Raw genomic sequence first — 14444 nt, 5'->3', positions numbered from 1 at the left:
GCCACTTCTTAGAGAAACCCAGTCAGCAATGGCTGGGTTTTTTGCTATTCAGGGTTCTGATAATTTCTCACTGACGAAAAGCCGCAGACTAGGCGTCCCCGTCGAAAGACTGGGGCTTTTTTACGTTTGGGATTTGTTATCCGTCCTTCGGCCGGACGCCTCCCGATCGAATGCGATTCCAGCTGTCCGCTACTTCTTAAAGAAAACCAGTTGTTCTTCGCTGGTCTCTCCGTTTGGAATCCCTGAGTGGACCTGACGAGGTGTTTTAGTACCTGGTTACAATTTTGTGTTGTTTGACCTTGTCTTGCGTGTCGGGCTGTGAGAGGTTTAGCGTCACTTTTTCTGAAATGGCCAGACACAACACCATGAGCTTTTTCTATGAGCGGGAAGAAACCGCAGATACAGTGACCATTACTCTTAAGCCACATTCTCTGTACCTGATGCTGGGGATGCTGGCTGTCTGGTTGGGGAATGATTTGATTTTAAAGTCGGCCCCGATGGCGCAAATTGTGATGCCAATTTTTATCGTCTTTATGGTGATCCGATTTTTTGCCTTGATGCGTATTCAGCGAGAAGTGCTGATTGCGATGAAGCAAGGCCGGGTGGAGACCCAGGGGAGCAAGTTTTCCTTCAGAAGTCCTTTTCGGTACGTGATCAGAAAAGCTCAGGAATCAGCTACTTCTTAATGTTTTAAGTGAGTAGCTGTGTGAATATGCGGCTATTCTTTCCTGTCAGGACAGAGCTTCTGTAGCCGATGATGGCTTATTCCCTGCGTGATAACAGGCATAATGACTGTGTTGTTATCGACAAAGAGAAATCTATGCCAGCCTTCAATTGGAAACCTCTGTTATTTGCCTGTCTGATTGTCAGTATTGGTCAACTGGGCCTTGGCCTGGTATTCCCATTGTTGCCCTGGATTGGACATGATCTGGCATTAACTTCAGATCAGACGCAATTACTTGTCGCCATCTATCTGCTGGGGTTTGGACCGTCACAGTTGATTTATGGTCCCTTATCAGATGTGCTTGGCCGCAGGCCGGTGTTATTAGCAGGGGTACTGATTGCAGTATTCGGGGTTTCAATCCTGATCTTTCAGGCCGAATCATTTACCGGATTGCTGATTGGCCGTTTTATTCAGGGATGCGGGGCTGGCAGTGTCTCGGTACTGGCCAGAGCGATGATACGGGACAGCTACCAAAAACAAAACCTGGCGAAGGCGCTGACCTGGCTGGCGATTGTGGCAGCTTTCACACCGATCATGGCGCCTGTGATTGGTGGCATGGTCAATCATTATCTGGGCTGGTTGTCTGCATTCTTTTTGCTGCTTGGCTATATCGCACTGATATGGCTGCTGCTCCTGGTCAGTTTCCGGGAGACATTAAATGCCGTCAAACAGCCGCCGTCCGTCAAGCGACTGCTGGGGAGCTACTTCTCATTATTTCGTGAACGCCATTTCATGAGCTTTGCCGGGATTGGCTGGATTAATTTTGCTGTGGTGATTATGGCAATCTCAATGATGCCTTACATCATGCAGATTCAGATCGGCATGACTTCAGAACAGTATGCAATGTGGGCGATGATTCCAGCCTGTGGTTTTCTGTGTGGCGGCTTGCTGTGTCAGCGTCTGCGTCCTTATGTCGGTACTGCACGCATGCTACAGCTGGCACCATTGATGCAGATTTTGTCAGCGGCGGTTTATATCTTTGCGCCGCTGGATCCGCGTTGGATGTCGCTTGCACATTTTCTGCTGGCAGTGACAAATGGCATCGCTTTTCCCTGTGCTCAGTCGATGTTATTGATTCCCTATCGTGAAAAATCCGGGACTGTATCTGCTTTGTCGGGGGCATGTCAGATGGTGGTGGCTTCACTGGTCAGTCACGTCATATTACAGCTGGGAATTAGTCAACCCTGGCATCTCGGGACTGTGTTATTGAGCGCTTCTTTTCTGGGCATGGTACTTGCCAATCTGGGCCTTCGTAGTGAGTCGGGCCGGCAGGCTTCGGTTGAGCTGAGTCAGTCCTGATTGTATTTTTCGGTATATCACCCCAAATCACCGAGAATCCTCCATACTTAAGGCACAGATTTGCAGTTGGCTGAGGAGGTTGTATGCGTCAGCTCATCTGTATGATAGTTGTTCTGATGGTTGCCGCCTGTGTCAGTCAGTATGAAGCGCAGTTATCCCGGCATGGTGAATGGCAGGAGTTGGGAGCTTATCACGGCGAATATGGTTATCAGGAGTGGGATAAGAAACGCCTGGATCGTTTAGGGGTGTTGTCGGAATCGGACTATGAGAAATATCGTGCCGGTTATCTGCAGGGCCGTTATGAATATTGCACCGGAAAGAAAACGGTGACCACAGCGATCAATCCCGCGTATCCGGATGAGTGTAAACAAGACTCCAGCCAGTTTGGCCTGACAGAGCGGGGATACTGACAGCGTCGGAAATCCGGATAAAAGAAAGGCTGCCTTGGGCAGCCTTTTTTATGATTTGATCGTTTCGAAAAAGACTGACAGCAATCAGTTATTGCTGTGCAGTTCGCTGTTCAGTTCAACGGCCGTCTTGTTGGTCAGGCACTCGATAGTACCTGTCACAGAGTTACGACGGAACAGCAGGTCGGATTTTCCGGCCAGCTCGCGCGCTTTCACGGTTTCGACGACATTGCCGCTTGAATCCAGCATTGTAACCTTTGTGCCGGCAGTCACATACAGACCAGATTCAATTGTACAGCGGTCGCCCAGCGGGAAGCCCAGACCTGCGTTTGCACCCAGCAGGCTGTTTTCACCGATAGAAATGACAACCTTTCCGCCGCCACTCAGGGTACCCATAATCGAAGCACCGCCGCCGATGTCTGAACCGTTACCGACCACAACACCGGCAGAAATACGGCCTTCGACCATGCTGACACCGGTTGTTCCTGCGTTGAAGTTAATGAAACCTTCGTGCATGACTGTGGTGCCTTCACCGACGTGCGCGCCCAGTCGGACACGGGAAGTATCTGCGATACGAACGCCTGCAGGTACGATGTAATCGACCATTTTCGGGAATTTGTCGACACAGTCGACACTCAGTACTTCACCGTTCAGACGGGCTTCCATCTGACGATCTGCCAGCTCAGGCAGATCGATGGGTCCCTGATTGGTCCATGCAATATTGTGCAGCAGACCAAAAATGCCATCCAGTACCAGACCGTGCGGCTGAACCAGACGGTGAGAAATCAGCTGCAATTTCAGGAAGCCTTCGGCAACAGAAGCCGGTGCTTCGTCAGTGGCCAGGATCACCAGGACCAGCGGCTGGCTTGATTGTGCTGCTTTTTCAGCAAAGCTTGCACTGGCTTGTTCGCCATGGGCTGCAAATGCACCAGCCAGTTCAGCAGCCTGCGCCTGAGTCACTTCAATGGCCTGATTACCTTCTTTGTAATCAGTGACTTGAGCAATGGTATCAACCAGCGTCTGAGCCGGGTTCAGCAGTGGAGTTGGGAAGAAGGCTTCAATAATTTTGCCGTCGCGGTTTTTGGTCGCGGTACCCAGGGCTAAAGAAAATGTGGCCATGGTGAAATGGTCTCCATATCAAAGGGGAAAAGACTGCAAACAGCAGGCAGCCTGTTTGATGATTAAAAATTTCAGATATCCCATCATAAAGAGACTGAACCGGATATTGAAGGGGAAATCTGCCATTCATGGCAAAATGACTGAGAAATGAAGAAAACCCAAGGTTATCCCCATAGAAAGTCAGTCTCTTTGCATAAAAATCTTGTACAAAAAAACCTCCCTCAGGAGGTTTTTCAAGAGCATTGCCGCTGGATGATGATCAGGCCGCTTCACTTTCTGCGTCGTCTTCAACCGCTTCAGGCTTGGCCGGCTTTTTCTTTTCTGCTGGTTTTGCTTTTTTCGCACCCAGTGCGACCAGAACTTTCTCGCGTTCCTGAGCCAGGAACAGCGCCAGTTCTTCCTGTTTGGCTTCGTCTTCAAGCAGTTTACTTTCACTCAGAACCGCGAACAGCTCGTCAGCCATATCCAACATTTTATCGTAGGCATCAGCTTCAGATTTAGAGGTAAAAGTCATCTTCTCTTCTCCGTTGCGCTCTACTACATATTTGACGATAACAGCCATGGTCACCCTCTCCCGATATTGATTAACTGGTTTTTTATACAGTAGGATAGGGCCAGAGTCCAGTTCTGATTCCGGAGAGAAGGAGTTCTTGTGAGCGTGAGAGAAAAATTTGATCAAATTTATGCCCGTGCCGCTGATCGCAAAGGCGGTAAGGCGGCACTGGAAAGTCTGCTGAGTCATCCGCTGACGCCGGCGGAACTCAAAGCGATTCCTGACGACCGCTGGCTGGCCGCGTTTACACAGAAAGTGTTCCAGTCCGGTATGAGCTGGAAAGTGGTCCGTCAGAAATGGGACGGCTTTGAATCGGTGTTCTTCGGATTTGATATTGAGAAGTTGTTGCTGGTGCCGAACGAGATGTGGGAGCGTAAAGCAACGGATCCGGCCATTATTCGTCATCTCGGAAAAGTTATGACGATCCCGGAGAATACCTACATGATCCACCGGGCAGCCAAAGAACACGGTTCTTTTTCGGCCATGGTCGCGGACTGGCCGTCGGAGGATATCATTGGACTGTGGAAATATCTCAAAACCAAAGGCAAGCGTCTGGGCGGGAATACGGGACCTTATACCCTGCGGGTGATGGGAAAAGATACCTTTATTCTCAGTCAGGATGTGGAAGCCTATCTGCGCAATACCGGCATCATAGACGGCGGTAGGGATACCCAGCGCTCGCTGGCCGCTGCGCAGGCAGCATTTAATGCCTGGCAGCAGGAATCGGGGCGGCCGTTATGTCAGATCAGTCAGATCATTGCGTTCAGCAGCGGGGATAACCGGGTCTGAGCCCGGTTGCCAGTGCAGGCAGAATTGAATAAAAGCAGCCAGCAGCGGGCTGTTGTATTTGTCTTTGTGGTAGAGCAGCCAGTATTGCCGCTCTTTGGGCAGCGTGAAAGGCAGCTCGGCAACGCGCTTTTCCTGTAATGCGTGATATACCGCGTGGCGTGAGAGGCAGGTCATTCCCAGTCCTGCCGCAACACTGTTGATGATGGACTCTGTGGTATTCAGCTCGAATGCCAGATGCCAGTGGGTCACTTCCGGCGCAATCTGGTTCAGGAAATAATCACGTGTGCCGGAGCCGGATTCTCTTAGCACCCACTCGGTGTTGGCCAGATCGGCAAACGTCAGTGTCTTGTGTTGCCGCAGCGGATGGGCCGGATGGCAAATCACCACCATCTCATCTTTCAGCCAGGGCTGGCTAATCAGCGCAGGCTGATTGACCTGGCCTTCAACCAGTCCGATGTCCAGTTCAAAATCGCGCAGTTTCTGGCAGATGCTGGCCGTGTTACCAATCAGCAGCGATTGGTCATGATGATGACTCCAGGCCCTGAAATCGCGCAGCAGAAACGGAGTCAGCTGATTACCGACGGTATCGCTGGAGCCGATCGCCAGATGTCCGGTCAGCGGACCGTCTTGTTCAAAAAACTGCTCAATACTATGGGCGCGATGCAGTAATTCATCGGCAAGCGGCAACAGGCGCTTGCCGTGATGGTTCAGCGTCAGCCGGTTGTGGTACCGGTCAAAGAGCGGCTGGCCGAGTTGTTTTTCCAGTTCAGCCAGTGCCATGCTGACGGCAGGTTTGGTCAGGTAAAGACGCTCAGCCGCGGCAGTAATGGTTTTTTCCTGCGCGACGGCAACGAAGACCCGAAGCTGTTTCAGGGCAATATTCATGACGGACCGTTTCTTGAAGTGGCTTGAATATGTTCAGTTTAATTTAACCTATATTTCAATTTATTCAATTATTCTAAACCCATTCATCTCAGTACACTGTCTCTATCGATAAAAAGAAAAATAACCGAACTAAAAACAGAGAGAGCAAGCTGATGCGCCAACAGTGGAAAGAAAGAATCGCGTCCGTGCCAACCCCAATGGCCGGTCTGGCGCTGGCAATCGCCAGCCTCGGCTGGTGCTGGGAGAATGCGCTGCCGTTTCATGGCCTAGCTCAACTGGGCAGTGCCGCAGTCGCTGCGTTGATGCTTCTTGGACTGGCGGCCAAATTTGCCCTGCATCCGCAACTGCTCTGGCAGGATCTGAAACATCCGGTTGTCGGGAGTGTTGTGCCGACTTTTTCTATGGCGGTGATGGTTGTCTCTCATGCGATCGGGCCATTTGCACCGACTCTCGGGCAGGGGCTCTGGTTGTGTGCAGTAGCCTTGCACCTGATCTTTCTGGTCTGCTTTGTGTACCACCGTTTCTCCGGTTTTTCGCTGCATCACATGGTGCCCAGCTGGTTTGTCCCGCCAGTCGGGATCATCGTGGCGGATGTGACCTTTCCCGGCGGAATCATGGAGCCGCTTGCCCACGGCCTGCTGGTCTTTGGTCTGAGTGCCTACGCTCTGATGCTGCCGGTTATGTTATACCGCCTGATATTCGGTCGTGAAGTGCCGGATGCTGCCAAGCCGACGATTGCCATTCTGGCTGCCCCGGCCAGTCTGTCTCTGGCCGGATACCTGACGATGGCGGCGCAGCCTTCGGTACTGATGGTGGCCTTGCTGGCAAGTATTGGCCTGCTGATGACGTTGGTGATCTATCTGGCCTTCTTTCGATTACTGCGCCTGCCGTTCAGCCCGGCGTATGCGGCGTTTACCTTCCCCATGGTGATTGGGGCTATGGCACTGTACAAAACTGCGCACTGGATGAGCACTCAGCCGCTGCTGTCGGATTATGCGGTTCAGGTTCAGACGCTGGCGCTGGCTGAGCTTTTTATCGCCACTGTGGTGGTGGGGTATGTGATTGTGCGTTATCTGACGTTTTATTGTACCGCCAGCGTACGGCTGAGCCGTCCGGCGATGTAACGGGCTGAACCGAAAGGGCGGCGGCCGTCACAGCTGCCGCTGTTTACACCCTGCAATCCATGGTAGACAATCGGGATCATTCTTGTCTGATAGCGAGCCTGACGCGTGTTTACTGTCTACCATTCCAACCAACTGGACCTGCTGAAATCGCTGCTGGTTGAGCTGGTCCGCCGTGACCCGCTCGCTGATCCTTTTATTCCTGAGCACATCCTGGTTCAGAGCCCGGGGATGTCCCAGTGGCTCAAGCTGGAACTGGCTCAATCGCTGGGTGTGGCGGCGAACATTGCTTTTCCGCTGCCGGCGACCTTTATCTGGGACATGTTCACCAAAGTGCTGCCGGATGTCCCGGCGCGCAGCGCATTCAATAAAGAAGCTATGACCTGGTCGCTGATGAAGGTGCTGCCGGGATTGCTGGAACAACCGGAAATTGCGCCTCTGAAGCGTTATCTGGCCGAAGATGACGATCAGCAGCGTCGCTATCAGCTGTCGGCCAAAATTGCCGATATTTTTGACCAGTATCTGGTGTACCGCCCGGAATGGATTCAGGCATGGGAATCCGGCGTGGTTGATCCGGAACTCACCGCGGAACATCCCTGGCAGCCGATCCTCTGGCAGGCACTGTACGATCATATTCTGTCGCAGGGACAGTCGCCGTATCACCGGGCCAATCTGTACGAACACTTCATTGAATCTCTGAACCATGCGGCTCAGTCCGGAACGGCTTTGCCGGATACGCTGCCCAAGCGACTGTTTGTGTTCGGGATTTCTGCCTTACCACCGCGCTATATGGATGCACTGGCCGCACTGGGTCAGCACATTGATGTCCATCTGATGTTCACGAACCCGTGTCGCCACTACTGGGGGGATGTCCGTGATCGCAAATATCTGGCACGCCTTGCAGCCAGACAGCGTCAGCAGGTGATCTGGCAGGATGAACACAGTGAACCGGTGGGCGATGTCGGGATGCTGAAGGGCTCGCTGGAACAGAATCTGGTGGACGAAACGCATCAGGAAGCCGCGGTCGGAAACACGTTGCTGGCCTCGCTGGGGAAATTGGGACGCGATAATCTGTATCTGCTGTCTGAACTGGAAGCCTTTGAAGTCGATGCCTTTGTTGATATCCCGGCCGACAGCCTCCTGCATGCAATTCAGTCCGATATTCTGCAGCTTGAAGACCGGGTCAATGATCAGCTGCTGGCCGACAGTCAGCACAAGATGCCGTTGAGTGCCGACGATCGTTCACTGTCTGTGCATGTCTGCCACTCGCCGATGCGGGAGGTGGAAGTACTGCATGACAATCTGCTGGCGATGCTGGATGCCAACCCCGAACTCTCGCCGCGTGACATCGTGGTGATGGTGGCGGATATCAATGCCTACAGCCCTTACATTCAGGCGGTCTTTGGCAATGCCCCGGCAGAGCGGTATCTGCCTTTTTCAATCTCTGACCGCAGTGCGGATCAGGAAAATCCGGTGTTGCTGGCGTTCCTGCGTCTGCTGGATCTGCCGAACAGCCGCTGTCATGCTTCTGAGCTGACGGAAATGCTGGAAGTACCCGCGATCATGAATCGGTATGGTCTGGATGCAGAACGTTTTCTTCAGGTGAAAGCCTGGATTGAAGAAGCAGGGATCCGCTGGGGACTGGATGGTGATACGGCCCGGGAGTTTGCTCTCCCGGATCAGAAACAGAATACCTGGCTGTTTGGCTTGCAGCGGATGCTGCTGGGCTATGCCATGCCACAGCAGGCAGGACTCTATCAGGGGATGCTGGCCTATGATGAAGTGCAGGGGATGGAGGCCGAGCTGGCCGGCCAGCTCAGCGTTTTTGTCGAACAACTCATTCATTATCGCAAGGTGCTGAATCAACCTCATTCAGCCAGCGGCTGGTTTGCGGTGCTGAACCAGTTACTGGACGATTTCTTTGTCGTGGATACGGAAGGAGAGCTGGTCCTTCGCCTGATCCGCGAGAAATTACAACAGCTGGAACAGCAGCTGAAAGATGCCGGTTACGGCGACCAGCTGACTCCGGCCATCATGCGTGACTACCTCAATGACAAACTGGGCGGCGAACGGATCAGTCAGCGCTTTCTGGCCGGACAGATCAACTTCTGTACCCTGATGCCGATGCGTTCTATTCCGTTTCAGGTGGTCTGTCTGCTGGGAATGAACGACGGCGTCTACCCGCGTACCATTGCGCCGGAAGGTTTTGATCTCATGGTCGGCCGCCAGCGCGCCGGTGACCGCTCCCGCCGTGACGACGACAGATACCTGTTCCTTGAGGCCATGCTCTCGGCCCAGCAGCAGCTCTATATCAGTTATGTCGGCCGGTCGATTCAGGACAACAGCGAGCAAATGCCGTCAGTGCTGCTGAGTGAATTGCTGGAATATTGTCAGCAGGGATTCTGTCTGACCGGGGATGAAAGTCTGCCGCCAGACGATTCAGCCGCCCGGCTGCTTCAGCAATTGGTCCGCCACCACCCGCTGACGCCTTTCAGTCCGCAGGCATTTCTGGGAGCAACGCCGAGCTATGCAGCGGAGTGGCTTTCTGCGGCCCGCCGGGAACCGGTGATTCAGGACGAATTCCTGGACCAGCCGCTGGCTCCGGTCGCACTGGAGGCGCTGTCGGAATCGACCGGTACGTCGGCGGTGATGGAGCTGGCGGAGCTACAGCGTTTCTGGCGTCTGCCGGCACAGTATTTTTTCAATCGTCGGCTGAAGGTGTACTTCAATGCAGCCGAAGGCGCCATGGCGGATGATGAGCCGTTTGCGCTGGATGGTTTACAGAGTTACCGGCTGCGCGAAAATCTGCTGATGACCCTGCTGGAAGCAAAAGAGCAGTCGAAAGATCAGTCCGAGGCCCTGGCGCAGTTTCAGGCCCGGCAGCAGGCTGCGGGCAGTCTGCCGATTGGAGCATTCGGAGAACTGACGCTGGCGCAGGAAACACAGCAGATCCTGCCGCTGGCTGAGCAGATCTCAGCCTTGCTGGCCACCCGGACGGAAGACCCGGAAATCGACCTGCCGCTTGAAACTGCTGTCGGTGGCATTCGCTTACAGGGATGGTTACGTCACCGCACCGCAGAAGGTCTGGTGCATTTCCGGCCGGGCAAGATCCGGGCTCAGGATATGCTTCAGGCCTGGATGGAACATCTGGCACTGGCCGCTCAGGAAACTCCGGCAGCGACTCATCTGCTGGGCATTGATACCCATCTTCGGCTGAAACCGGTTGACGCAGATTATGCCCGAGATCAACTGACCGCGTTGATCGACGGTTATCTGGCCGGGCAGTCGGATCCGCTGCCTTATTTCCCGCGCACGGTCTTGTCGGGGCTGGAAGCGCTTCAGGATAAAAGCGGCAACTGGCTGACGGATGAGGACACTCTGTTGAAAGCGCAGACCAAAATGGCTGCGGTTTTTCAGGACAGCTATCTGTTCCGCGGAGAAGGCAGCAATGTCTACATCGCCCGTGTCTGGCCGCAATGGCAGGATGATCTGGCGGCGGATGTCATGACCTGGGGAGAGCGTGTGCTCAAGCCTGTGTTAATGCATCTGGAAGCGGTTGATTGAAGCAGGTGAGCGAGGTGGCCGCCGGCAAAATCATTATGAGTGTAGGGTGTTCACCGGTCGGCCACAAGGTCCAGAGGTAGACCAAATTTCGTGGCTGCGATACTACAGAAAGCCAGTGGTTGAAAATGTGAAACACCTCCCATAGTGATAGAAACATCAGAATGAAATAGGGTAAAAAGTGTTGAACCCGTGAGTGATCACAAAAGCACATGTAAAAAAGAAAGTTTTCCATTTTTTATGCTGCCTGAAACAGAATTCTGGTGCCACGGAGTTTGGGTGCCGTGTCAGCATGCGGGCAAATAATTTTTTCAGAGACCAGGTTGATGAGATGACAGCGACCACAGCAACGGATAAATCAGCAATCATGCCACAGCCGCTGGAGGCAATGACGTTTCCCCTGCATGGGACCCGGCTGATTGAAGCTTCGGCGGGCACGGGAAAAACCTTCACCATTGCCAGCCTGTATCTGCGTCTGCTGTTAGGACATGGTGAAGCGGGCGCGGCATTTCCGCATCCGCTGACCGTGGATCAGATTCTGGTGGTGACCTTTACTGAAGCGGCAACAGCTGAGCTGAGAGACAGGATCCGCCGACGGATTCACGATGCCCGGATCGCTTTCAGCCGCGGCTCCAGCGAGGATCCGATTCTGGCGGGGCTGTTGTCGGATCTGCCGGATCATGCCCGATCGGCCACCTTACTCTTGCAGGCCGAGAGACAGATGGATGAAGCTGCGATTTTCACCATCCACGGTTTTTGTCAGCGTATGCTGACCCAGAATGCCTTTGAATCCGGCAGCTTGTTCACCAATGAATTCATTACGGAAGAAAGTCAGCTCAGGGCACAGGTCGCAGCCGATTACTGGCGCCGTTATTTCTATCCGCTGTCCCGTGAACTGGCGAATGAAATTCGTCGGTGCTGGCCCGCCCCGGAAACACTGCTGCAAGCGATCAATCCCTTTTTGTCCGGTGCACCGGTCGTGCTGAAAGCGCCGCCGTTATCCGGCGATCTGGCGCAGTTACACCAGCAGAATCTGGAACGGATAGAAGTCGTCAAGCAGGGCTGGTGTGCGCATGTGGCTGATTTTTTTGCGTTGATCAGCGATTCCGGGGTGAATAAGCGCAGTTATACCAAAACCAGTCTGCCAAAGGCGCTGGAAGAAGTCGGCCAATGGGCTGCGCAGCCGACCACAGATTACAGTCTGCCCAAGGCCCTGGAAAAATTTGATCAGGCAGTGCTGGCAGAGAAAACGGCCAAGGGCACCGTGCCGGAGCATCCGGTTTTTGTTGCGATTCAGGATTTGCTGGCGAACCCGCCCAGTGTACGGGAGCCGATTCTGGCGCACGCGATCCGGGCATGCCGGGAACTACTGACTGAGGCAAAACAGCGCAAAGGCTGGCTGTCTTTTGATGATTTGCTGACGCAACTGGCAGCCGCGCTGCAAACGGATCGCGACAGCGGGAATGGTGCTCTTGCAGCCCGGATCCGTCATTTGTATCCGGTGGCAATGATTGATGAGTTTCAGGACACGGATCCGCTCCAGTATCAGATTTTCAGTACGGTTTATCTGCCGGAAGAGTCTGCCGAGGGAGAATCATCGGCAGCCGTGTCCGGACTCTTTATGATCGGCGATCCCAAGCAGGCGATTTATGCTTTCCGGGGCGCGGATATTTTCACCTATATCCGGGCGAGGCGGCAGGTCAGTGCCCATTATACGCTGGGCACCAACTGGCGCTCGACCGCCAGTATGGTGGCCGCGGCCAACCGGGTGTTTGCACTGCCGGACAGTCCTTTTATCTATGACAGCGATATCCAGTTCCTGCCCGTCCAGTCCAGCCCGAAAGCGGCTGAACGACACTGGATACTGAACGGTGAACGGCAGCAGGCGCTGTGTTTCTGGCACATGGATGCCGAGGCGCCGGTCACGAAAGGGGATTATCAAACCGTGATGGCGGAAGCTACCGCGGCCCAGATCCAGACGATTCTGACTCAGTCTGAACTGGGTCAGGCTGCGCTGGTGGACGGGGAAGAACAACATCCGGTGGCAGCCGGTGATATTGCGGTGCTGGTGCGGACCGGGACAGAAGCGGCCCTGATCCGTCAGGCGCTGGCCGGACAGGGGATTGCCAGTGTCTATCTGTCGAACCGGGACAGTGTCTTTGCCAGCCAGGAAGCGGCCGATCTGCTGCGTCTGCTGGTAGCCGTCCAGTATCCGGAACAGGAAACAACGCTGCGTGCAGCGCTGGCAACGCCTTTGTTTGCACTCAGTGCCTTTCAGCTGGACCGGCTCAATAACGAGGAAGATGAGTGGGAGCGCTGGATCGCCGAGTTCCGCGATTACCGCAGCCTGTGGCAGCGTCGCGGTGTCCTGCCGATGATTCGTCACATGCTGACCCGACGTCAGATAGCAGAACGGCTGCTGGGAGAAAACGGCGGCGAGCGGCGTCTGACGGATGTGCTTCATCTGGGCGAGCTGTTGCAGCAGGCCAGTCAGATGCTGGACAGTGATCAGGCCCTGATTCGCTGGCTGGCGGAGCATATTGAATCCCCGAACGGGAACAGCGATGAGCAGCAATTGCGGCTGGAATCTGATCGCAATCTGGTGCAAATCGTCACCATCCATAAATCCAAGGGACTGGAGTACGATCTGGTCTTTCTGCCGTTTGTCTGCAGTTATCGCAGTACCGAAACCGCGCTGTATCATGATGCGGATTCCCAGCAGGCTGTACTGGATGTCCGGGGGGAAGATGCCAGTCTGGCGCTGGCGGAACAGGAGCGTCTGGCCGAAGACCTGCGTCTGATTTACGTGGCCCTGACCCGCGCGGTGTACGGCTGTTATGTCGGCATGGCGCCATTGCGCAACGGGCGCAGTACCAAAGAGCCGACCGGTTTGCATCTGTCGGCAATTGGCTATCTGGTTCAGAACGGCCAGCCCGGCGGGCTGGCAGAGTTGACAGCTGCATTGGAGACGCTGGCACAAAGCGAGGACATCTGCATCGTCACGCCGCCGGCTTTACCGGAAGAACTCTGGCAGCCGGCTGCGGTGGAGCAACCGGTACCGAAAGCAGCCAGCTTCAGCGGTTCTGTCGGCCATCCCTGGTGGATCACCAGTTATTCATCCCTCGTTAAACAGGGGCACTCCGTCCTGGATGCGACCAGCGAGCTGCCCGGCTTTGATACGGATTCATCTCAGGACAGCCTGCTTGAGTCGGCTGAATCTGAAACGGATATGTCAGCGCCGGAGCGTTCAATTTTTACTTTCCCAAAAGGGGCACGGCCCGGCACTTTTCTTCACAGTCTGTTTGAGAATGTCGAGTTCACGGAAGCGGCGGACAGCGAAGCAACCGCGAATATCATTCGCGAATTGCTGCGTCAGGAGAACTATGACCCCGAATGGCTGCCGGTGTTACAACAACTGCTGGAGCAGGTGCTCAGCTGCGCGCTGGATGGTGAATCGCTGGTGCTCGGCCAGTTATCCCCGCAGCAGCGGCTGGTGGAAATGGAATTCATGTTGCCGATCCACCTGCTGTCATCGGCACTGCTGAATAAAACGCTGGCCCGCCACGATACCTTGTCTGCAACTGCAGGAGAGCTGGGATTTGCAACTGTCAGCGGCATGCTGAAAGGCTTTATCGATCTGGTGTTTGAACACCAGGGGAAATATTACGTGCTGGACTGGAAATCGAACTGGCTGGGGGACAGCCATGACGCCTATCGCGGCGAGGCACTGACCACAGCCATGGCCGAACACAGATATGACTTGCAGTATCAGCTGTATGCACTGGCATTGCACCGTTTTCTGAAAAGCCGCAAAGCGGATTACGACTATCAGCAGCACTTCGGCGGTGTGTATTACCTGTTCTTGCGGGGTGTCCGTCGTGAAGACAACAGCGGCATTTTCCATGCCCGGCCCAGTCTGGCGCTGCTGACCGAACTTGAACACCTGATTGACGGCCAGATGAGCCAGGGAGATATAGCCTGATGAT

11 protein-coding genes are annotated in these 14444 nt (G+C 54.4%); 8 read left to right on the top strand and 3 right to left on the bottom strand.

Going from position 1 to position 14444, the window contains the following annotated elements:
* From ACYP03_RS22325 to ACYP03_RS22310, 4 genes are all read left to right on the top strand, one after another.
* Positions 1 to 256 (top strand): hypothetical protein (locus ACYP03_RS22325; RefSeq protein ID WP_459782150.1); only part of this gene is annotated, 256 nt, incomplete at its 5' end.
* A 109-nt stretch (positions 257 to 365) separates the two neighbouring features.
* A complete protein-coding gene (locus ACYP03_RS22320; protein WP_459782149.1) occupies positions 366 to 686 on the top strand; it encodes a hypothetical protein in 321 nt (106 codons plus the stop codon).
* 134 nt (positions 687 to 820) lie between these two features.
* Entirely contained in the window at positions 821 to 2023 is a 1203-nt protein-coding gene (locus ACYP03_RS22315; RefSeq protein ID WP_459782148.1) for a multidrug effflux MFS transporter, read from the top strand.
* A gap of 83 nt (positions 2024 to 2106) precedes the next feature.
* Entirely contained in the window at positions 2107 to 2433 is a 327-nt protein-coding gene (locus tag ACYP03_RS22310) for a DUF2799 domain-containing protein (RefSeq protein WP_248144098.1), read from the top strand.
* An 84-nt stretch (positions 2434 to 2517) separates the two neighbouring features.
* On the opposite strand, the gene dapD is transcribed toward ACYP03_RS22310, so the two are convergent.
* The gene (dapD, locus tag ACYP03_RS22305; RefSeq protein WP_459782147.1) at positions 2518 to 3549 is read right to left on the bottom strand and encodes a 2,3,4,5-tetrahydropyridine-2,6-dicarboxylate N-succinyltransferase; all 1032 of its coding nucleotides are present in this window, start codon (positions 3547 to 3549) and stop codon (positions 2518 to 2520) included.
* Between the two features lie 259 nt (positions 3550 to 3808).
* Positions 3809 to 4111: a YebG family protein gene (locus tag ACYP03_RS22300; RefSeq protein ID WP_248144101.1), complete on the bottom strand. Its 303-nt coding sequence runs from the start codon at positions 4109 to 4111 to the stop codon at positions 3809 to 3811.
* A gap of 90 nt (positions 4112 to 4201) precedes the next feature.
* Here ACYP03_RS22300 and ACYP03_RS22295 point away from each other — a divergent pair, with 90 nt between their 5' ends.
* Entirely contained in the window at positions 4202 to 4891 is a 690-nt protein-coding gene (locus ACYP03_RS22295; protein WP_248144103.1) for a DNA-3-methyladenine glycosylase I, read from the top strand.
* On the opposite strand, the gene ACYP03_RS22290 is transcribed toward ACYP03_RS22295, so the two are convergent.
* Positions 4838 to 5776 carry a LysR substrate-binding domain-containing protein gene (locus ACYP03_RS22290; RefSeq protein WP_459782146.1) on the bottom strand — a complete coding sequence of 313 codons (939 nt, stop codon included), beginning with the start codon at positions 5774 to 5776 and terminating at the stop codon, positions 4838 to 4840. The two genes, ACYP03_RS22295 and ACYP03_RS22290, sit on opposite strands and share 54 nt — an antisense overlap.
* Positions 5777 to 5928: 152 nt before the next feature.
* Between ACYP03_RS22290 and ACYP03_RS22285 the strand changes: the two genes are divergently transcribed.
* The 3 genes from ACYP03_RS22285 to recB all read left to right on the top strand — a co-directional run bounded on the left by ACYP03_RS22285 (position 5929) and on the right by recB (position 14440).
* Entirely contained in the window at positions 5929 to 6900 is a 972-nt protein-coding gene (locus ACYP03_RS22285; RefSeq protein WP_459782145.1) for a TDT family transporter, read from the top strand.
* 105 nt (positions 6901 to 7005) lie between these two features.
* Positions 7006 to 10461, top strand: coding sequence for an exodeoxyribonuclease V subunit gamma (recC, locus tag ACYP03_RS22280; RefSeq protein ID WP_459782144.1), 3456 nt, complete (start codon positions 7006 to 7008; stop codon positions 10459 to 10461).
* Positions 10462 to 10789: 328 nt separating this feature from the next.
* Positions 10790 to 14440, top strand: a complete 3651-nt coding sequence (gene recB, locus ACYP03_RS22275; RefSeq protein WP_459782141.1) for an exodeoxyribonuclease V subunit beta — start codon at positions 10790 to 10792, stop codon at positions 14438 to 14440.
* The last annotated feature ends 4 nt before the right edge of the window (positions 14441 to 14444 follow it).

This window comes from Photobacterium sp. R1, assembly GCF_054600795.1.
The sequence above is the reverse complement of the archived record's forward strand: the minus strand, read 5'-3'. Positions and strand labels throughout refer to the sequence as shown.